Source organism: Megasphaera coli (genome assembly GCF_900095855.1).
GTDB lineage: Bacteria > Bacillota > Negativicutes > Veillonellales > Megasphaeraceae > Megasphaera > Megasphaera massiliensis_A.
In genome coordinates this window covers 872,846-892,096 of record NZ_FMIY01000002.1, presented here as the reverse complement: position 1 = coordinate 892,096, position 19,251 = coordinate 872,846, and the positions used below count along the sequence as shown (strand labels likewise).

Genomic DNA, 19,251 nt, shown 5'->3' with positions numbered 1-19,251 from the left:
CAGTTTCCCGGTCGTATATGGGAGGTGAACGAATATGACAACACAAAACATGTCGCCCGCCAATGAACGTGATGCAGGAAAAGCGCGCCGTGCCAAGGTGCACAAGCTGGCCGATAATCTCATGCGATGGCTCATCGTCCTCGTCGTGGCCCTTATTTTTGTCGTTCTTGCGGACGAACTTTTGACGACACCTTTCTTCAGTGCCGAACTGGAAGGTGAAGCCGCGTCGGGCGGTATACTCGGCCTGACCGTGCTCACGGTTATCGCTTACGCGGTCGGTGCGGTTATCGGTGCCGTGACTGGGTACATTTTGTCACATTTTATTTTGCGCCTCATTTGGGCGGCTATTCATCGCATTGAATACAGCTTGAGCGGTTTGTCCGGACAGGATCTGCTCGCCGGGACTGTAGGGTTGCTTATTGGACTTATTATTGCTAATTTAATCGGATTTGCTTTTTCCCGGCTTCCCATTATCGGCGCGTACGGGCCGATTGTATTCAACCTCGTCTTCGGTTACGCCGGTATGAGTATCGCCGTTCGCAAAAAGACGGAAGTTTCCACTCTTATTTCCACCTTGCGCGTAAGTAAGCAGAGTAAAGAGAAGAATACAAAACCGGGCGGTGCGGGGGCCGGAAAACTCCTCGACACGAGTACGATTATTGACGGACGTATTGCGGAACTGTGCGCGACGGGATTTTTGGAAGGCCCCTTGCTCGTCCCTGTCTTCGTCCTTGAAGAATTACAGCTGATTGCCGATTCGGCAGATCTGCTGAAGCGTACGAAGGGCCGGCGCGGACTTGATATTTTAAAGCGCATGCAGGAGGACCGGCATGTGCAGGTTGATGTCATTAACGACGATTTCGACGATGTTCAGGGCGTTGATTCCAAACTGGTGCGCTTGGGCAAAAAGCTCAATGCCAAGGTCATTACAAACGATTATAATCTTAATAAGGTTGCGGAACTTCAGGGTGTCGTTGTTCTCAATATCAACGATCTGGCCAATGCGTTGAAGCCGGCGCGCGTTCCCGGCGAAGAGATGAACGTTCTCGTCGTCAAGGCCGGTAAAGAAGAAAATCAGGGCGTCGCCTATCTTGACGACGGCACGATGATCGTCGTGGAAAACGGGGAAAAGTACATCGGTATGAATATCCCCGTCACGGTTACGTCGGTCTTGCAGACCTCTGCAGGGCGTATGATTTTTGTTAAAGTATCTGAATAAGAAACAGGTGGATTTTTTGAACGTATCCGTTATTGTCGTAGCCGCCGGCTCCGGTCGGCGGTTTGGTTATGAACGAAATAAGCTGTTTTATCCTCTTTGCGGTAAACCCGTATTGGAACACACACTGTCCCGCGTCTTCGCGGCGCGAAAGGTAAATGAAGTAATCCTGGTCATCTCGGAGCGGGACCGGCGAGAGGCGGAGCAACTCGTCTTTTCTCTGCGCCCGGCCGTGCCGGTCAAGTTCGCCTTAGGCGGTGCCGAGCGGGGCGAGTCTGTATATAACGGCCTCATGGAGACGGCAGGCGACTGTGACGTCGTCATGGTTCACGACGGTTCGCGGCCCTGGGCGGGGCCGGAATGGTACGATAATGCCGCGGCCGTCATGGAAAAGGCCGTAGCCGCCATTTACGCCGTACCCGTCAAAGACACGGTAAAGCTGTGCGGGACGGAGGAGCACTACGGGCCGGAGCAGCTGAAAACACTGGAGCGGAGTCGTCTTATCGCCGTGCAGACACCCCAAATCTTTCGGCGAAAAACCTTGCTGGCAGCATATAAATACGCCAAAGACAACGGTATAGAGGCGACGGATGATGCCGCCCTCGTCGAGGCTCTCGGCGAAGATATCGTCGTTCTCAAAGGAGACGAACGTAACCGCAAGGTGACGACGCCGGACGATATTCCGGTCCTGGAGTTTTACTTGAACGGGCCTACGAAGTACTGTGTCGGCAGCGGCTATGACGTCCACCGCCTGAAAGAAGGCAGGCGCCTTGTCTTGGGCGGCGTGGCAATTCCCTTCGAGAAAGGGCTTGACGGTCATTCCGATGCGGACGTCCTCACTCATGCCGTCATGGACGCTCTCCTGGGGGCGGCGGGCCTGAAGGATATAGGCACGTATTTTCCCGATACGGACAAGGCGTTTAAGGGGATTTCCAGCCTGCATTTGCTCCGTAAAGTGAAGCAGCTTCTCGTTGAGAACGGTTGCCGCATTATCAACGTGGATGCGACACTTCTGGCCCAGCGGCCGAAGATCAGGCCTTATGTTCCCGAAATGATACAAAATATAGCCTCGGCTCTGGAAATCGGCACGGCCGATGTGTCCGTCAAGGCGACGACGTCGGAAGACCTGGGCTTCGTCGGCAGAGAAGAGGGGATGGCCGCCCAGGCGGCTGCTATGATTTTGAAATACAATGCGTTGTAGGAGGCGTTTAGTTATGTCTGAAAGAGTTCGCGTACGTTTTGCGCCCAGTCCGACCGGTCCTTTTCATATCGGCGGGGCCCGTTCGGCTCTGTTCAATTATCTTCTTGCCAGGCACGAAGGGGGAACCTTCGTCGTGCGTGTGGAAGATACGGATTTGAAGCGCTCTACGGCCGAATCGGAAATAAATATTAAAGCAGCTCTGCGCTGGTTGGGCATCAACTGGGATGAAGGCATTGACGTGGGCGGTGACTACGGTCCGTACCGTCAAATGGAACGTCTCGACCTGTACAAAAAATATACGGAAAAGCTCATTGCCGAAGACAAGGCGTACTACTGCTTCTGCACGCCGGAAGAACTGGAAGCGGAAAAGGAAAAGCAGCTGGCTGACGGTGAAACACCCGTGTACAGCGGCAAGTGCAGCTGTCTTTCGCATGACAGAGTGGAAGAATATTTAAAGGAGGGCCGTCCTCATGTCGTACGTATCAGAGCACCGAAGGAAGGCTTGGTCGAAGTGGATGATATCGTTCGCGGCAAGGTTCCTTTTGAAGCGGCCAATATCGGCGACTTTGTCATCGTCAAGTCGGACGGCGTGCCCGTGTACAACTACTGCGTCGTCCTTGACGACGCCCTTATGAAGATTACGCACGTTATTCGTGCGGAAGAACACCTTTCCAACACGCCGCGCCAGCTCGTCATCTACCGGGCTCTCGGCTTTGAACCGCCGCGGTTCGCCCACGTGTCGCTCATACTCGGTGCGGACAGGAAGAAGATGAGTAAACGTCACGGCGCCACATCGGTGCAGCAGTATCGGGATATGGGGTATTTGCCCGAAGCGCTCTTTAACTTTCTGGCGCTCCTCGGCTGGACCCCGGAGGGAGATGAAGAAATTCTTTCGCACGATGAAATTTGCAGCCGGTTCACACTTGAACGGGTTGCAAAAAATCCGGCCGTCTTCGACATTGAAAAGCTCAACTGGATTAACTTCCAATACATGAAACAGCTCGACGCGGACCGGCTTTTTGAAGTATGCCTGCCGCATCTGCAGCAGGCCGGCCGGATTGCAAAAGATGCCGACGCGGCAACGCTCACCTGGGCGAAGGAAATGGTTTGGGCTTTGCGTGAACACATTCAGTACGGCGCGCAGGTCGTGGAAGCGGCGAAAATTTTCTTTACGGACGATTACGCGCCGGAAAATGAAGAAACGGCGGCAGTCCTCCGGGAAGAAACGGCGCCGGCAGTATTGTCCGCGTTCGTGCAGGAACTTGAGGCCCTTCCGGAGGTGACGGCCGACACAGTACAGCCCCTCTTCAAAAAGGTGCAAAAGGGACTCGGCGTAAAAGGCAAGTTCGTATACATGCCGATTCGCGTGGCCCTGACAGGTGTTATGCACGGGCCGGATTTGAACGTAATCATTGCCCTGATGGGACGGAAAAAGGTAATGGCGCGCCTGCAAAAAAGCGGCCTCTTGCAATAGTTCCGTCTTGACAGGCGCGAAACTGTCATATACTATAGTATATTATAAAATTGCCTCTTCAGACAGAATAGTAACTGCGATGACCGAAATATGTTCGTCGTCGAGCGCTACAGAGAGAAAGAGCGGTTGCTGAGAGCTTTTTCAGACGGCAAAACGATGAAGCTGCCTTTGCGAGCAGGTCGGGTGAACTGAAGTACCCCGGCCCGGCTGCCGCCGTTAGAGGCCTTAAGATTACGGCATCTGCCGTAAAGCAGAGTGGAACCGCGGGCCACCGTCTCTGTAGAGGGATGGCGGCCCTTTTTGCGTGTAAATGGGAGGACACGATGAGAGAACTTACAGTATACAATACGTTGACGAGAAGAAAAGAAGTTTTTAAACCCGTTACGCCGGGTCAGGTGAAAATGTATGTCTGCGGCATTACGCCGTATAACCATTCCCATATGGGCAACGCGCGGCCCTTCGTGACATGGGATGTCATTAAACGGTATTTGCGTCACCTCGGCTATGAAGTAACGCACATCCAGAACTTTACGGATGTCGACGACAAGATTATTAACGCGGCCAACGGTGAAGAAGTGTCGTGGGACACCATTACGAACCGCTACATTGCGTCGTATTTTGATGTTATGGACAAGCTGCACGTTCAGCGTGCCGACAAGTATCCCCTCGTTTCGGAGCACATGGACGACATTATCGATATGATTGCCGGGCTGATTCGGAAAAAGCACGCTTATGAGCTCGACGGCGACGTTTATTACCGCGTAACGAGCTTTAAAGACTACGGTAAATTGAGCCACCGTTCCTTGGACGATATGATGGCCGGCGCCCGCATCGAAGTGGACGACCGCAAGGAAAATCCCATGGATTTCGCTCTCTGGAAGGCCGCAAAGCCGGGTGAACCGTCCTGGGACAGCCCGTGGGGCAAAGGCAGGCCGGGCTGGCACATCGAATGTTCCGCCATGAGCCTTAAATACCTGGGCGAGCCCTTTGATTTTCACGGCGGCGGCAGCGACCTGATTTTCCCGCATCACGAAAACGAAATCGCCCAGACCGAAGCGTGCTGCGGCCACGGCCCGATGGTCAATTATTGGGTGCACAACGGCTTTATTACGATCGACTCGGAAAAGATGAGCAAGTCTTTGAATAACTTCTTCCTCGTCAAGGACGTATTGGAACATTACAGCGCCGACGCGCTCCGGTACTTCCTCATTTCCAACCATTACAGAAGCCCCTTGGACTTCAGTGACGAACGGCTTACGGAAATGACGCGCAGCCTCGAACGGCTCGGCACGGCTATCGACAACACGCTCTACCTTCTTGAACTGCCGTCAGGCGGCAAATCGGCCGCATCGGCACAGCTTTTGGCCGACGCGGAACAGGCGAAAGAAGAGTATGAAGAAGCCATGTGTGACGACTTCAATACGGCTCTTGCCAGTGCGGCCATGTTTGAATTGGCCAAGAAGATCAACATTTACAAGAATGACGTGGCGACGAACAATGTTCCCGCGGACTCGGCCGTATTGTCGGAAGTAAAGCGTATTTTCAAGATGATGACCGACATTCTCGGTGTCCTCGAAGACCGCTGGACCGGCAAAAACGGCAGTGCAAGCGATAAAGACTATGCCGAACTGATGGAGGTAATCCTGGAGCTGCGTCAGGAATGCCGCTCTCAAAAGCAGTATGCCCTGGCCGATGCTATTCGCGATAAGCTCGCGGCCATCGGCATTACCATTGAAGATTCACCGCAGGGGGCGCGCTGGAAAAAGTGAAATTCAAGCAGTTCCAACACGTAAAGCAGACAGCCTATGATGCGTTCATGGCGGACGCTCCTTTAGCTTCCCCTACCATGAAAGCGGCCTTGTCGGACTCGCTGAACCTGGCACTCGTCGGCGACGCATACTACGCCCTGATGATGCGCAGGCATCTTTTGAAACTGGGTATCCCCCATGTGCGTGTCCTCCACGCTTTGGCGGCGGAATTTGTTTCCGCCCGGGCCCAGGCTTTTGTGTATGAAGAAATAAAAAAATGTCTTACGGAAGAAGAGGAAACGCTTTGCCGCCGTGCCCGCAACACGGATTCGTCCGTGCCGAAGAGCGCGTCCGTTGCGGAATACAGGGCAAGTACGGCTTTGGAAGCCTTGGTGGGCTACCTCGTCCTGAGCGGACGGAGGGAGCGCCTCCGGGAACTTATGACGGCCGTCTGTGAGGCGACGCGGCAATATTGCGCCCTTCATCACAGGGAGTAGAAACGGATGGCAACGATTATTGCAGGTCGAAACAGCGTGGCCGAAGCGCTGAAAGCCGGACGCTCGCTGACAAAAATATATATGACTGCCGATAAAGCTTCACAGCCCCTGCGGCAAATCAAGGCTCTCGCCCGGGAAAAAGGCGTGCCCTTGGAATTTGTTAAGCCCGAAGCCATGCAGCGTTATGCGCCGGACACGCGCCATCAGGATGTCATCGCCTTTGCGGCGGCCGTATCCTTCGCCGTCTTGGATGACGTCCTGGCCCGGGTGCAGGAAAAGAGGGAAATACCTTTTCTCGTTCTCCTCGACGGTGTGGAGGACGTGCACAATATGGGTGCCGTCATCCGCACGGCCGAATGCGCCGGCGTTCATGCCGTCCTTGTGCCGAAGCGGCGCAGCGCACCTGTCAATGAGACCGTGGGCAAGACGTCGGCCGGTGCGGTTGAATATATGCCCATCGTCCAAGTCGGCAATACGACGAGCCTCTTAAAGAGCTTAAAGAAACGGGGATTTTGGATTATCGGTGCTCACATGGACGGGGAGAACGATTACTTTCACAGCTCTCTGACCGGGCCCGTCGTACTCGTCATCGGCAGTGAAGGCAGGGGCATGTCCCGGCTTGTGCGGGAAAACTGCGATATTCTCGTACGCATTCCCATGTTCGGGCAAATTAATTCCTTAAATGCTTCCGTCGCGGCGGCGCTGCTCATGTACGAAGTCGTGCGGCAGCGGGGAGATGCGCGATGAAGGACCTCTTTTTTGTAGACGGATACAATATTATTTTTACGTGGGATTCTTTGAAAACTTTGGCGCGCCAGTCGCTGGAACACGCACGGCAGCGGCTTATCGACATGATGGCGGCGTACGGTAAAATCAAAGGTGTGGAGCTCGTTCTTGTCTTTGATGCCATGCACAACGACGAAGCGGCGAAAGAAGAGCAAATCGGCAGAGAGTGTACGGTTATTTACACGGATAAAGAAGAGACGGCGGACAGTTGTATTGAACGACTTGTTTACGCGCATAAAGGTGACGGACGTACCATATATGTGGCCACGTCGGACGGGACGGAGCAGAATCAGATTCTCGGCAGCGGTGCCTGCCGCGTACCGGCGCGGGAGCTTGCGGAAGACGTGGCGCGCATGAAACGGGAAGCGCAGCGCTACGGACACGATAACAGCCGCCTGGAGACGCGAAATCGCAATGAAGTGGCAAATCACGTGCGCAACAGGGATGTTTGGGAAAAGCTTGAAAAGCTGCGCCGTTCCAAATAGGAGATACATATGAATAATGAACAGGGCCCATCCTTTAAAGCCATGGCGGACGAAGAAATTGTCGGCGCGGCTCAGGGCGGTGACGGCGCGGCGGCGGACTATATTATTCAGAAATACCGCAACCTCGTAAAAGCGCGGGCTCATGCCTATTTTCTCGTCGGTGCCGATAAAGAGGATATCGTGCAGGAAGGGATGATCGGCCTTTATAAGGCTACGCGTGATTTCAAAGCGGGTAGGCATGTTTCGTTTCGCGCCTTTGCGGAGCTTTGCATTACCCGTCAAATTATTACGGCCATCAAGACGGCAACAAGACAGAAGCATATTCCTCTCAATTCGTACATATCCTTTAACAAGCCCGTCTATGCCGGCGATTCGGACAGAACGCTGCAGGATGTCCTGACGGGGCTGAATGCGATGAATCCGGAAGAACTGGTCATTAGCCGCGAATCATATGAAGACATTGAAATCAAGATGAACGAGGTCTTGAGTGATTTGGAATGGCAAGTGCTCGTCGCCTACCTCGACGGCAAATCGTACCACGAAATGTCCGTTCAGCTGGGACGGCATGAAAAATCCATCGACAATGCCTTGCAGCGGGTTAAGCGAAAGGTGGAGCATTACTTGGCCGCACGGGATGACGAAGCGAAAAAGGAACGGCCTGTTGCCGAAAAAAAGAAATGAGTGTACAATAATACCGTTGATTGTGGACCGTAAGGAGGAATACAGTGATTAGCGTATTGGAAGTTCTCGTAACGATAGTATCTGTTTTGCTTATCGGTGTCGTTGTGGCGCAAAAGAGCAAGACACAGGGAATGGGTGCCGGTTTCGGCGGCGGTGCGGAAGACCTCTTCGGCAGCCGTGCCAGAGGGATGGATGCGTTGTTGTCAAAGCTGACCATTATCCTGTCCGTCATCTTTGCCCTTACAGCCATGCTCTTAGGCAGATTATTACATACTTTCTAATGTATTCGTACGGGAACCTGCGGTCATACCGCAGGTTTTTTGTTTTTTGATGCCTGCCCGCTACGGGCGGCATGTGTGATATAATACAGTCATAATTTATAGTGGACTGAGAAGGTAAAAAGGAAGTTTGATGCAGTGAAATTTACGACGAAAGAGCGGCAGGAAACGCAAAAGGCCGCCAACATAACAGGTATATACAAGGGCTATACGAAATCTTTCGGCTTTGTCATTACACCTGACGGAGAAGAAGATATTTATATTGCCGAGGAAAATCGCTGCGGTGCCATGAATAACGATGCCGTTACGGCGCGGTTTTTGCCGGGCACGCGCAAGGGGAAACGGGAAGGCGAAATTCTCTTTGTCGATGAAAGAGCCAATGAGACGCTCGTCGGCACGTACGACCGGCAAAAGACGGCCGGCTTTGTCACGCCCGATGATGAACGGCTCAGAGAAGATATATATATCCCCTTGGGGCAGGACGGCGGTGCCCGCAGCGGTGCCCGCGTTCTCGTGCGGGTTACGAAGTGGCCCGAAGGAAAGCACAAGGCCGAAGGGGAAATTGAAGAAGTCATCGGCTATACGGGCGATAAGGACTTGGATATTAAAGTCATTATGGCACGCCATAACTTACCTTTCGATTTCCCTGAAGACGTAAAAAAAGAAGCGGAGCACATCAATAAGAGCGTCACGCCCGAAGCGGGTTTGCGTGACTACAGAAGCCGGCAGCTCATTACCATAGACGGTGAAGACGCGAAGGATTTGGATGATGCCGTAGACGCGGAAAGGCTGCCTAACGGCAACTGCCGCCTGGGCGTCTATATTGCCGACGTGAGCCGTTATGTCAAGACGGGCTCGGCCATTGATAAAGAAGCGTATAAGCGCGGTACGAGCGTTTATCTTGTCGACAGGGTTATCCCCATGCTGCCCGAAGTGTTGAGCAATCATATCTGCAGCCTTCAGGCCGGTGAAGACCGGTATGCCATGACCTGTGTCATGGAAATTGACAAGACCGGTACAGTCGTTCATGCGGATATCGGTCCGGCGATTATTAACGTGAAGCGGCGCTGCAGTTACAGGGAAATTAAGCAGGCTCTCGGCGAGGATATCGTACCCGACGACTTGGCACCACTGATGCCCGTGATCCGTACGTTGCGGGAGCTTTCGCAGACTTTAAAGGACATGCGTCTGCGCCGCGGCGCCGTTGATTTTGATTTTCCCGAATATAAGGTTATTTTGGATCCCGACGGCAAACCGCTGCGCATGGAAGAACGGCAACGGTCGGAAGCGGAGCAGATTGTGGAAGAGGCGATGCTCATTGCCAATGAAACCGTCGCCGCTTATTTGGAAAAGGGCGATAATCCGTCGATTTACCGCATTCATGAATGCCCCGACGCGGAACGCGTCAAATTGATGGAGACGATTCTTTCCGTGTTTGATTTACCTGTTCCTGCGGCGGCGGACGTAAAACCCGAAGAATTTCAGCGCCTTCTGTCGTTGGCCAAGGGAACGGCGGCGGAACAGGTTGTGCAGACCGTTGCGCTGCGGGCCATGCAGCAGGCGAAATATGCCGCTGTAAATGCCGGCCATTTCGGCTTGGCATCATCCTGTTATACTCATTTTACATCACCTATTCGACGTTATCCCGATTTACTCGTTCATCGCCTCATACGGGCCTATGATGAGCGGTATAACGAAGCGAAAATATCGGCACGGACGGCTTTTCTCGCCGCCGCGGCGGAGCAGGCGAGCATTCGTGAACGCATTGCCGTCGAAGCGGAACGGGATACGGACGATTTGAAGAAAACCGAATATATGGCGCCCTTTGTGGGCGAAGCTTTTGCGGCTCACGTGACGGGTATTACGTCCTTCGGGCTTTTCGTTTCCTTGGACAACGGCATTGAAGGACTTGTCCACATCTCTCATTTGAGGGAGGATGATTACGATTTCGACGAAGGGACGTATACTCTCATAGGCCGCCGCGGCGGGAAGGTCTATCGCCTCGGCGATGCCATAACGGTCACGCTGGCTGCCGTCAATAAAGAACGTTGTGAAATCGACTTTGTGCCCGGTACGTTTGAAACGTTGGCCGATTTGACAAAATTCACGGCCGCGCGGCCGGACAGCCGCAAGGAGAAAAAGCGGGCCGTGCCGAAACGGACGGGGACGGAACGTAAAAAGCTCACCTTCGGCGGCAAGGCCAAGCGAAAGAAAAAATCGCCTAAAGGAAAAAAGCGCGGCAAGCGCGGCAGGAGGTAAGACATGGCTGAGAAGAACGGCGTAAAATACATTACAGACAATCGCAAGGCTCGCCATGATTATTTTATTCACGATACGTATGAAGCGGGACTTGCCTTGACGGGAACGGAAGTAAAGTCCCTGCGCCGGGGAAAAGTGAACCTGAAGGACAGCTTCTGCCGCATCGACAAAGGAGAGGCGTATATTGTGGGCATGCATATCAGCCCGTATGAACAGGGTAATCGCTTTAACGTTGACCCCGTGCGGACGCGCAAGCTTCTGCTTCATAAGGAGGAAATACGCAAACTTATCGGTGCAACGAAGGAAAAGGGCTACACTTTTATTCCGCTCAATTTATATTTTAAAAAAGGGCGCGTCAAAGTAACCGTTGCCCTGGCCAGCGGCAAGAAGCTCTACGATAAGCGGCAGGAACTGGCTGAAAAAGAAGCGAAGCGCGATATTGAGCGGCGCATGAAAAATAGAGACTATTAAATTACGGAGGAATGAACCATGAAATGTCGTCAATGTGACAGGGATGCCGTATATGATGACGGGCTGTGCGAGAGCTGCCACAGCGACCGGGAAGAAGCAACGGTTCTGTCCGATGAAGAAAGGGACGGCTTCCGCGGGCAGACCATAGACGAAGAAGGTAACGTGTACAGCGGCATCAGCCGGGACGGATACGAAGCGCGAAGAGCATCGGAGCACGTGCGCATATATACTGTGAACGGCTTGCCCTTACGCATAAAGATTGCTGTCGGCATCATTCTTTTCTTTGTCATCGCCGTCATTGTCAGCTTTTTCGGGTTGCTTTTATTTGCCCTCCCTTATTTATTGGGAGCCGCCGTCCTTTACTTTATTTATGCCGTTATTAAGTCGTTTTTGCGTTAATGTACGTAACCGGGAGAGAAGATGAAAAAAAAATTACTTATTATTGACGGGAGCAGTTTGCTCTACAGAGCCTTTTATGCCATGCCGCCTCTGTCCGACAGTCAGGGTAATCCGACGAATGCCGTCTACGGCTTCCTCAACATGCTTCTCAAGCTCTATGGAGAACTGCACCCCGACTATGTGGCCGTCGCTTTCGACAAGGACAGGCATACGTTCCGCAATGACATCTATGCGGATTACAAGGCGACGAGAAAACCGGCTCCCGATGAGCTGCGGCACCAGTTCGCCCTCATTCGCGAAGTTCTCTCGTGTTTGGGTATCCGTGTCCTGGAAATCGACGGTTATGAAGGTGACGACATTATCGGCACCGTTGCCAAAAGTGTCCGCGACGGCGATACGGATGTATCCGTCATTACGGGCGATCGCGACGCATTGCAGCTCGTCGACGAGAAAATCACGGTCTGCCTGACGAAGAAGGGGATTACGACGATGCTCGCCGTGACGCCTGACGTCATGGTGCGTGAGTACGGTTACACACCGGCGCAGGTCATCGACATGAAGGCTCTCATGGGCGATACATCCGACAATATTCCCGGTGTGCCGGGCATCGGAGAAAAGACGGCGCAAAAGCTTATCAGTCAGTTCGGCTCCGTCGAAGGAGTGTATGCCCATATTGATGAAGTGGGCGGCGCGAAACTGCGTGAAAAGCTGGCGGACAATAAGGAGAAGGCCATACTCTCGAAAAAGCTGGCTACCATCAACTGCCATGTGCCCGTGGCCTTTGATCAAAACACGTTTTTGCCGCAGCCGCGGGAAGCGGAAGTAAAGGAACTCTTTAAACGCCTCGGTTTTCGCAATCTCTTGAAACGCTTCGCCGCCTTCGACCGCTTTGAAAGTCTCGACAAGGCCGAAGAAACGGCGGATATTACCGTTCTGGACACCTTGTCGGCAAATGATATTGAAGATAAATACGTCGCCGTCGCCTTCACGTACGAACGGGTCGCGTCGGATTTGCGCGCAGCGGCCCTGAGTATTGCCGTTGAAGCGGGCGTCTTTGCCGTGCCGGCCGATGAAATCGGCTTTTGGCTTGCAGCCTTGACGCGGGCAAAGGCCGTTCTCACGGAAGACGGGAAATCCCTTTATAAGGCGGCAAAATACGCAGGCTGTACGGATCTTCCGGTTTTTGACGTCACCTTGGCTGCCTATCTTCTCGAGCCGACGCGCGCCGCGTACGGCCTGACGTATTTATCCGAGGCTTTCGGCCTGCCTTTTCATGAAGACGGCAGCAGTGAAGAGCGGCGCCTCGGCAGCTGTGCCTCCTTTATTTTGTCGCTGCGCGGGCCTTTATCGACGGCCCTTGATGCGAAAGGCCTGACGGATTTGTATACATCCGTTGAGGCACCTCTCGTACGCACCTTGGCGATAATGGAACTGAACGGCTTTGCCGTAAACAAAGAACGGCTTGAAGAGATGAAAGGCGAGTTGTCGCAGGAAGCGGACGGGCTGGAAAACAAGATTTATGACCTTGCCGGCGAGTCCTTCAACATCAATTCGACCAAGCAGCTCGGTGTCATTCTCTTTGAAAAAATGGGCCTGCCCGTCATTAAGAAGACAAAGACCGGATATTCTACGGACTCGTCCGTACTGGAAGAATTGGCCGGGCAGAGCGAAATCATTGAGCCCATCTTAAAATTCCGAGCCTTGAAGAAGCTTATTTCCACTTACCTGGACGGCCTGGAACCGCTTATCATGCCCGAAACGGGACGGATTTATACTTCCTTCAACCAGATGGTAACGGCAACGGGGCGCCTGAGCAGCTCGGAACCGAACTTACAGAACATCCCCGTTCGCACGGATCAGGGCCGTAAAATTCGTTCCTTCTTCGTTCCCGGAGAGGGCTATGATTACATCGTCTCCGGCGATTACTCGCAAATCGAGCTGCGCCTCTTGGCTCATCTGTCGCAGGATCCGACCATGGTTGACGGCTTTCGGAAGAACCAGGATATTCACAGGCGGACGGCATCGGAAGTCTTCGGCATACCCCTGGATGAAGTATCGGGCGAACTGCGCTCGCATGCCAAGGCCGTCAACTTCGGCATTATTTACGGTATCAGCGATTTCGGACTGGCCAGGAATCTCGGCATTACGCGGCAGCAGGCTAAACGCTATATTGATTCCTACTTCGCCCGTTACGGCACGATTCACGAATACATGAACGGTCTCATTGAAAAAGCTCGCGAAACGGGCGAGTCGCGTACCATGTTCGGCCGCCTCCGCGACTTGCCGGAAATAAACAGTAAGAACTTCATGCGCCGTTCCTTTGCGGAACGGACGGCTATGAACACGCCCATTCAGGGCAGCGCCGCCGATATCATTAAGATGGCCATGAACGCCGTGCAGGGCGAATTGGAAAAACGGAAGCTTCGGAGCCGTATGCTCGTGCAGGTTCACGACGAACTCGTCCTGGAAGTGCCGGCGGCGGAAAAGGAAGTGGTTGAAATGCTTTTAAAAGAAACGATGGAACACATTGTCTCCCTGTCCGTGCCTCTTATTGCAGATATTCACCACGGAGCGAATTGGGAAGAAGCGAAATAGGAGCGGACCATGCCTGAATTACCGGAAGTGGAAACAGTACGCCGTACCTTGGCGGATGTAGTGACGGGGCGAAAGATTACGGCCGTACAGGTTTTCTTGCCGCGCCTTTTGAAGAATGCGGTACCGCAGGTCTTTGGACATACCCTGACAGGCCGCGTCATAACTTCTGTGGTGCGGCGGGGCAAGTACCTGCGCCTGGTCCTTGACGGCGACAAGGACCTTCTCATCCATTTGCGCATGACGGGGAGTCTCATTTATATGCCTGCCGGCAGCGGCATACCCGGTACGGCGCACATCGTCTTTACACTTGATATGGGGATACTTGTTTACTGCGATGTACGCACCTTCGGCTGCCTTTGGCTCGTGCCGAAGACGGGAAAAACGGGTATTAAGGGATATGATGAACTTGGCCCGGACGCGACGGATCCGGCTTTTACGATTGACTACGCCTGGCCCATCCTGCACAAGTCGCGGCGAACCGTTAAAGCTTTTCTCCTCGACCAGACCGTTGTGGCCGGTCTCGGCAATATTTACGCCGACGAAGCGCTCTTCGCGGCAGGTATCAGGCCTTCGCGGCGCTGTTACGGAATTACGAAAAGGGAACTTATAGCCTTGAAAAAAGCTATTGACGACGTTCTGGCCGATGGCATTGCTTACGGCGGCACGACGATTCGCGATTTCGTCAACGGCAGCGGCAGAGAGGGCGAAAACAGCGAAAACCTTGCCGTTTACGGCAGGCAGGGACGGCCGTGCCTGCGCTGCAGTACGAAAATCGCCTATGTCAAGCAGGGCGGCAGAGGGACTCATTACTGCCCGCATTGTCAGAAATAAGGAGGAATTATGTATCGTATCGGCCTGACAGGCGGTATTGCGTCCGGCAAGAGTACGGTTGCAAATATGCTCCGCCGTTTGGGGGCAGCCGTCATCGACTGTGATGTCATCGCGCATGATGTCGTAGCGGCAGGGTCGGAAGGGGCCCGTCTTGTAGCGGCATCCTTCGGTGCGGCCGCCGTCGGTGCGGATGGCGCCATGGACAGGGATTATATGGGTGATCTCGTCTTTTCGGACAAGACGGCGAAAAAGCGTCTCGAAGTCTTGCTTTATCCCCTTATTTTTAAGCGCATCGACGAGGCCTTGGAGCATTTGGCAAAGACCGGCGAGTCCGTAGCTTTTCTTGACATGCCTCTTTTGTATGAAGTAAAATATAATGCATGCGTCGACGAAGTGTGGCTGGTGTACGTGCCGCCGGCAGTACAGCTCAAGCGCCTGCAGGAACGCAACGGCTATACGAAAGAAGAAGCCTTGGCCCGTATACACTCACAAATGGCGATGGACGAAAAAAAAAGGCTGTCTCCCGTCGTCATCGATAATTCGGGCTCCGGGGAAGAGACTGAAAAACAGGTTTGGGAGCAGTGGCGGTCCTTGCAGTCGCGAGTATAAAACGGGAGGACACGGTGAAGAGGAAAAACAAAACCGGTACAGTTGTTATAGCCGTGTTGACACTTCTCTTATGTGTCCTTTACTTCGGTGCGTGGCGGCATACGATTATGCGCAAATTCGTATACCCTCTGGAATACGATTATATGGTTCGCCAGTATGCGTATACGAACGGTGTGCGCCCGTCTCTCGTGGCGGCGGTAGTCCTTGCGGAAAGCAAGTTCAATCAGCAGGCAGCGTCTCATCGCGGCGCAAGCGGCCTCATGCAGATCATGCCCGAAACGGGCGAATGGATTGCCGAGGAAATGGGCCTGCATAACTTTACGCCTGACAGGTTAAACGACGTAAGTACGAATTTGCGCATGGGCACGTGGTATTTGGCGTATCTCTTAAAAGAGTACGACGGCAATACGATTCTCGCCTTGGCGGCTTATAATGCCGGCCGCGGCCATGTGGACAAGTGGATGAGTGATTACGGCTGGGATAAAAACTTTTCCGAAATAGACAGTATCCCCTTTTCAGAAACGCGAGAATATGTTAGAGTAGTAATGCAAAACGAAGAACGCTATCATGCGTTGTATGATTTTTAGTTGTCATGCGGTTGTGGCGGAATGGCAGACGCGCTGTCTTCAGGCGGCAGTGATCTTTGGTCGTGCGGGTTCAAGTCCCGCCAACCGCACCATGTATTTCTGATGGACGAGACGTTGATAGAAGCAGTGAAACAATGGAATATTGATGCCTCTCTCCCACTTCAGGTGGGAGATTTTACGTTAATTTTCTCTTTTGAGCCGGCCGGCAAAGGGGAAGAAACGGTTTTTGCGTATAAGGATGAGAAAAAAGGGTGGACCGTTCGCGCTTTATACAATGACGGTTCCGGTGATTTTTCCGTACGCGTTGACATCGGCATGCTGGAATTTTCGCTCATCGAGTTTATTACGGACGACTTCGATGCCTTTCGCGGCATGACGGAAGAACGGTTGCCGGCCATCATAGAAAGTCATTATGTACATGCGGAGAAGGACTTCAACGTCATTATGAAGCAAAAAGGCGTTCCCGACGGCGATTGGGAGAGTCTGCTGCCGGCGACGTATGCCGGCTTCAGGCGGACCGTCGACCCGACCTGTGCCGTGCGTATCATCAACGGTTCCTACATGGTCGCCGCCTATTATGACGGCGTAACGCAGAGCGGCCTGGCCGTTATGTATAATTTTCTGCGCGACGATTTTTTCGCCGAACGGCGGGTACACAACTTTCCGAACCTCGTCCATGATTTCGACAGCACGTCTGTCGATGAATTGCGCGGCGCTTTACGTGAAAGACTCTGTCCCGTCCTGGATGAAATCAGAGACAAGGCGGAACACAAAGCGTTGTAAAGGCGCGGCAATGGTGGTATACTTATTGTAATTTGAGCGTTTTTGTGTTGAGAGTGGGTGTGAGCCCGCTCTCAAATTTTATGCGAAGCAGCATTAAGGACAATGGGTGAAGAGAATGAAACGAAGCGACATTGAAAATTTGGTAGCCCGTGAAGCGGAACAGATTATTGCCGGTACGGACCTTGAGCTCGTAGACGTCGAGTACGTGCGTGAGCGGGACTGGTATTTGCGCGTTTTTATCGACAAAGAAGGAGGCGTCGGCCTGGAGGACTGTCAGGCGGTCAGTGAGAAGCTCAGCAAGGTTTTGGACGCGAAAGACCCGATTGCGGACAATTACCTCCTCGAAGTATCGTCGCCCGGATTGGATCGCGTGCTGAAGAAAGACGCCGATTTCGTGCGCTATAAGGGGCGCGACGTAGATGTTCACTTTTTTAAGCCCCGCGACGGCATGAAGATGATCGTCGCCGTTCTGGTCGGTAAGAGCGGCGATACGGTACGCCTGTCCGTAGACGGTGCGGAGACGGATATAGAGCGGAAAGAAATAGCGCAGATACGCTTACACGTAGATTTTTAACGGAGGTTATACGAAGTGAATAAAGAGTTACTCAGTGCGATTGAATATTTGTCAAAAGAAAAGGGCGTGTCCGTCGATGTTATTTGCGATTCTCTGGAAGCCGTTCTGATTACGGCGTATAAGAAAGAATTTGACGCCAATCCGAACGCGATCGTGCGCCTTGACAGAACAACGGGTGATTACAGTATTGTAGCGCCGAAAAAGGTCGTTGATGTCGTCGAAAACGGAGAAACGGAACTTTCTCTGGAAGAGGCGAAAAAAATTGACTCGGCCTATGAAGCGGACGATGAAATTATGGTTGACGTGACGCCGTCGAATTTCGGCCGAATTGCGGCACAGGCGGCCAAGCAGGTCATGATTCAGCGCCTGCGCGAAGCGGAACGCAATATTATTTATGATGAGTTTTACAACCGCACGGATGATATTATTACAGGCATTATCCGCCGCGTTGAGCAAAAAAACGTGTATATCGATTTGGGTAAGGCCGAAGCCGTATTGCCGCAGGCTGAACAAATTGCGACGGAAGAATATGCTGTCGGCGAACGAATCAAGTGTTATGTTGTAGAAGTGCGCAAGACGACGAAGGGAGCGCAGATTCTCCTGTCCCGTACGCATCCGGGCCTGCTCAAGCGCCTCTTTGAACTGGAGGTTCCCGAAATTTATGACGGTGTCGTGGAATTGCAGTCCGTTGCGAGAGAGCCGGGACGGCGCTCCAAAATTGCCGTCTATTCGCGTGACCCGAACGTCGATTGTGTCGGTGCCTGTGTGGGCCCCAAGGGGGCGCGCGTGCAGAACATCGTCATGGAACTGCAGAATGAAAAAATCGACATCGTTAAATGGGATGAAGACCCGGCCGTGTACATTGCCAACGCCTTGAGCCCGTCACAGGTCATTTCCGTGACCGTCGACGAAAGCAAGAAGACGTCCGCCGTTGTCGTGCCGGACTATCAGCTGTCCCTGGCTATCGGCAAGGCCGGCCAGAATGCCCGCCTCGCGGCGAAGCTGACCAATTGGAAAATCGATATTAAGAGCGAAAGCCAGGCGGAAGAAGAGGGTTTTGAAGGCGTTGCTGAAACTGCGGCTGCAGAAGACCTTGCAGATACGGATGATATGATGAACGAACTCGCCGTACCGGCTGCCGAAGATCCGGCGGAACCGGTCAACGGAGAAGAATAGGAGGCCCGTCGTGAAAGTCAGAAAGATTCCGCTGCGCGTTTGTGTAGGCTGTCAGGAGCAAAAACCGAAAAAAGAGCTTCTGCGCATCGTGCGAACACCGGAAGACGTCGTTGAAATCGACAGGACCGGAAAGAAGTCGGGACGGGGCGTATATGTCTGTGCAACAAGCGAATGTTTGGAAAAGGCCTATAAGGAGCATCGACTTGAACGCTCCTTGAAGACGAAGGTGTCCGAAGAAATATATACAGGACTCCGCAGCGAGTTGGAATCATGAGAAACGATAAGGTTCTGAACTTGTTGGGCCTCGCCTATAAGGCCGGTAAGACCGTGTGCGGTGCGGCTGCGGCGGAGCAGCACTTGAGAAAGCAGGCTGCATACATCCTGTTATTGGCTGAAGATTGCGGACCGAATAATGAAGAAAAATACTTGCGTTTAAGCACGCAAAAAGATATAAACGTTATACGAAGGTATACGAAAGAACAGTTGGGCCAAGTCCTGGGAAGAGCACAGACGGCAGTCGTCGTGCTTACGGATAAGGGATTTGCCGATGCGATGAGTAAGGCGGTACAGGCGATGGACTGAGTACGGAGGGGGTAACCAG

General features: G+C 53.0%; 21 protein-coding genes and 1 tRNA gene. All 22 read left to right on the top strand.

The features are described from left to right. Positions 1–49: 49 nt before the first annotated feature. The 22 genes from BQ2674_RS04670 (at position 50) to BQ2674_RS04565 (ending at position 19,232) form a co-directional block, all read left to right on the top strand. On the top strand, positions 50–1,219 hold the full coding sequence (locus tag BQ2674_RS04670) for a PIN/TRAM domain-containing protein (RefSeq protein ID WP_143696424.1): 1,170 nt from the start codon (positions 50–52) through the stop codon (positions 1,217–1,219). Next, positions 1,200–2,417, top strand: a complete 1,218-nt coding sequence (gene ispD / locus BQ2674_RS04665; protein WP_235828816.1) for a 2-C-methyl-D-erythritol 4-phosphate cytidylyltransferase — start codon at positions 1,200–1,202, stop codon at positions 2,415–2,417. The genes BQ2674_RS04670 and ispD overlap by 20 nt, the downstream gene beginning before the upstream one ends. Before the next feature lie 13 nt (positions 2,418–2,430). After that, positions 2,431–3,891, top strand: a complete 1,461-nt coding sequence (gene gltX / locus BQ2674_RS04660) for a glutamate--tRNA ligase (RefSeq protein ID WP_075572675.1) — start codon at positions 2,431–2,433, stop codon at positions 3,889–3,891. Between the two features lie 323 nt (positions 3,892–4,214). Then, entirely contained in the window at positions 4,215–5,660 is a 1,446-nt protein-coding gene (gene cysS / locus BQ2674_RS04655) for a cysteine--tRNA ligase (protein WP_075572674.1), read from the top strand. Next, on the top strand, positions 5,657–6,136 hold the full coding sequence (locus tag BQ2674_RS04650) for a Mini-ribonuclease 3 (RefSeq protein ID WP_075572673.1): 480 nt from the start codon (positions 5,657–5,659) through the stop codon (positions 6,134–6,136). Before cysS ends, BQ2674_RS04650 begins: the two co-directional genes overlap by 4 nt. Positions 6,137–6,142: 6 nt before the next feature. Beyond that, positions 6,143–6,883 carry a 23S rRNA (guanosine(2251)-2'-O)-methyltransferase RlmB gene (gene rlmB / locus BQ2674_RS04645; protein ID WP_075572672.1) on the top strand — a complete coding sequence of 247 codons (741 nt, stop codon included), beginning with the start codon at positions 6,143–6,145 and terminating at the stop codon, positions 6,881–6,883. After that, positions 6,880–7,407 (top strand): NYN domain-containing protein, encoded by a 528-nt coding sequence (locus BQ2674_RS04640; protein ID WP_075572671.1) that lies wholly within the window; start codon positions 6,880–6,882, stop codon positions 7,405–7,407. Before rlmB ends, BQ2674_RS04640 begins: the two co-directional genes overlap by 4 nt. A gap of 9 nt (positions 7,408–7,416) precedes the next feature. Next, entirely contained in the window at positions 7,417–8,088 is a 672-nt protein-coding gene (gene sigH, locus BQ2674_RS04635) for an RNA polymerase sporulation sigma factor SigH (protein WP_075572670.1), read from the top strand. Positions 8,089–8,132: 44 nt separating this feature from the next. Further along, a complete protein-coding gene (gene secG, locus BQ2674_RS04630; protein ID WP_075572669.1) occupies positions 8,133–8,369 on the top strand; it encodes a preprotein translocase subunit SecG in 237 nt (78 codons plus the stop codon). Positions 8,370–8,504: 135 nt separating this feature from the next. Further along, positions 8,505–10,625 carry a ribonuclease R gene (gene rnr / locus BQ2674_RS04625; RefSeq protein WP_083222303.1) on the top strand — a complete coding sequence of 707 codons (2,121 nt, stop codon included), beginning with the start codon at positions 8,505–8,507 and terminating at the stop codon, positions 10,623–10,625. Positions 10,626–10,628: 3 nt separating this feature from the next. Continuing rightward, positions 10,629–11,096: an SsrA-binding protein SmpB gene (gene smpB, locus BQ2674_RS04620; RefSeq protein ID WP_075572668.1), complete on the top strand. Its 468-nt coding sequence runs from the start codon at positions 10,629–10,631 to the stop codon at positions 11,094–11,096. Positions 11,097–11,114: 18 nt separating this feature from the next. Continuing rightward, positions 11,115–11,495, top strand: coding sequence for a hypothetical protein (locus tag BQ2674_RS04615; protein WP_075572667.1), 381 nt, complete (start codon positions 11,115–11,117; stop codon positions 11,493–11,495). 21 nt (positions 11,496–11,516) lie between these two features. After that, positions 11,517–14,090: a DNA polymerase I gene (gene polA / locus BQ2674_RS04610; RefSeq protein ID WP_075572666.1), complete on the top strand. Its 2,574-nt coding sequence runs from the start codon at positions 11,517–11,519 to the stop codon at positions 14,088–14,090. 9 nt (positions 14,091–14,099) lie between these two features. Further along, a complete protein-coding gene (gene mutM / locus BQ2674_RS04605; RefSeq protein ID WP_075572665.1) occupies positions 14,100–14,921 on the top strand; it encodes a bifunctional DNA-formamidopyrimidine glycosylase/DNA-(apurinic or apyrimidinic site) lyase in 822 nt (273 codons plus the stop codon). 9 nt (positions 14,922–14,930) lie between these two features. After that, on the top strand, positions 14,931–15,530 hold the full coding sequence (gene coaE, locus BQ2674_RS04600; RefSeq protein WP_075572664.1) for a dephospho-CoA kinase: 600 nt from the start codon (positions 14,931–14,933) through the stop codon (positions 15,528–15,530). A gap of 14 nt (positions 15,531–15,544) precedes the next feature. After that, positions 15,545–16,117 carry a lytic transglycosylase domain-containing protein gene (locus tag BQ2674_RS04595; RefSeq protein ID WP_075572663.1) on the top strand — a complete coding sequence of 191 codons (573 nt, stop codon included), beginning with the start codon at positions 15,545–15,547 and terminating at the stop codon, positions 16,115–16,117. Between the two features lie 7 nt (positions 16,118–16,124). Beyond that, positions 16,125–16,209 (top strand) — tRNA-Leu (locus BQ2674_RS04590). Between the two features lie 34 nt (positions 16,210–16,243). Further along, positions 16,244–16,900 carry a hypothetical protein gene (locus tag BQ2674_RS04585; protein ID WP_235828815.1) on the top strand — a complete coding sequence of 219 codons (657 nt, stop codon included), beginning with the start codon at positions 16,244–16,246 and terminating at the stop codon, positions 16,898–16,900. 115 nt (positions 16,901–17,015) lie between these two features. Beyond that, entirely contained in the window at positions 17,016–17,474 is a 459-nt protein-coding gene (locus BQ2674_RS04580; protein ID WP_075572661.1) for a ribosome maturation factor RimP, read from the top strand. Positions 17,475–17,489: 15 nt separating this feature from the next. Beyond that, on the top strand, positions 17,490–18,650 hold the full coding sequence (gene nusA / locus BQ2674_RS04575; protein ID WP_075572660.1) for a transcription termination factor NusA: 1,161 nt from the start codon (positions 17,490–17,492) through the stop codon (positions 18,648–18,650). A 10-nt stretch (positions 18,651–18,660) separates the two neighbouring features. Beyond that, positions 18,661–18,924, top strand: a complete 264-nt coding sequence (gene rnpM / locus BQ2674_RS04570) for an RNase P modulator RnpM (protein WP_075572659.1) — start codon at positions 18,661–18,663, stop codon at positions 18,922–18,924. Beyond that, positions 18,921–19,232 (top strand): L7Ae/L30e/S12e/Gadd45 family ribosomal protein, encoded by a 312-nt coding sequence (locus tag BQ2674_RS04565; protein ID WP_075572658.1) that lies wholly within the window; start codon positions 18,921–18,923, stop codon positions 19,230–19,232. The genes rnpM and BQ2674_RS04565 overlap by 4 nt, the downstream gene beginning before the upstream one ends. Positions 19,233–19,251 lie beyond the last annotated feature (19 nt).

Excerpts from the sequence above, each read along its gene's own strand:
- BQ2674_RS04670 (WP_143696424.1), top strand. The coding sequence starts at position 50 with ATGTCGCCCGCCAATGAACGTGATGCAGGAAAAGCGCGCCGTGCCAAG.
- gltX (WP_075572675.1), top strand. The coding sequence starts at position 2,431 with ATGTCTGAAAGAGTTCGCGTACGTTTTGCGCCCAGTCCGACCGGTCCT.
- cysS (WP_075572674.1), top strand. The coding sequence starts at position 4,215 with ATGAGAGAACTTACAGTATACAATACGTTGACGAGAAGAAAAGAAGTT.
- rlmB (WP_075572672.1), top strand. The coding sequence starts at position 6,143 with ATGGCAACGATTATTGCAGGTCGAAACAGCGTGGCCGAAGCGCTGAAA.
- BQ2674_RS04640 (WP_075572671.1), top strand. The coding sequence starts at position 6,880 with ATGAAGGACCTCTTTTTTGTAGACGGATACAATATTATTTTTACGTGG.
- sigH (WP_075572670.1), top strand. The coding sequence starts at position 7,417 with ATGAATAATGAACAGGGCCCATCCTTTAAAGCCATGGCGGACGAAGAA.
- smpB (WP_075572668.1), top strand. The coding sequence starts at position 10,629 with ATGGCTGAGAAGAACGGCGTAAAATACATTACAGACAATCGCAAGGCT.
- BQ2674_RS04615 (WP_075572667.1), top strand. The coding sequence starts at position 11,115 with ATGAAATGTCGTCAATGTGACAGGGATGCCGTATATGATGACGGGCTG.
- polA (WP_075572666.1), top strand. The coding sequence starts at position 11,517 with ATGAAAAAAAAATTACTTATTATTGACGGGAGCAGTTTGCTCTACAGA.
- mutM (WP_075572665.1), top strand. The coding sequence starts at position 14,100 with ATGCCTGAATTACCGGAAGTGGAAACAGTACGCCGTACCTTGGCGGAT.
- coaE (WP_075572664.1), top strand. The coding sequence starts at position 14,931 with ATGTATCGTATCGGCCTGACAGGCGGTATTGCGTCCGGCAAGAGTACG.
- BQ2674_RS04580 (WP_075572661.1), top strand. The coding sequence starts at position 17,016 with ATGAAACGAAGCGACATTGAAAATTTGGTAGCCCGTGAAGCGGAACAG.
- BQ2674_RS04565 (WP_075572658.1), top strand. The coding sequence starts at position 18,921 with ATGAGAAACGATAAGGTTCTGAACTTGTTGGGCCTCGCCTATAAGGCC.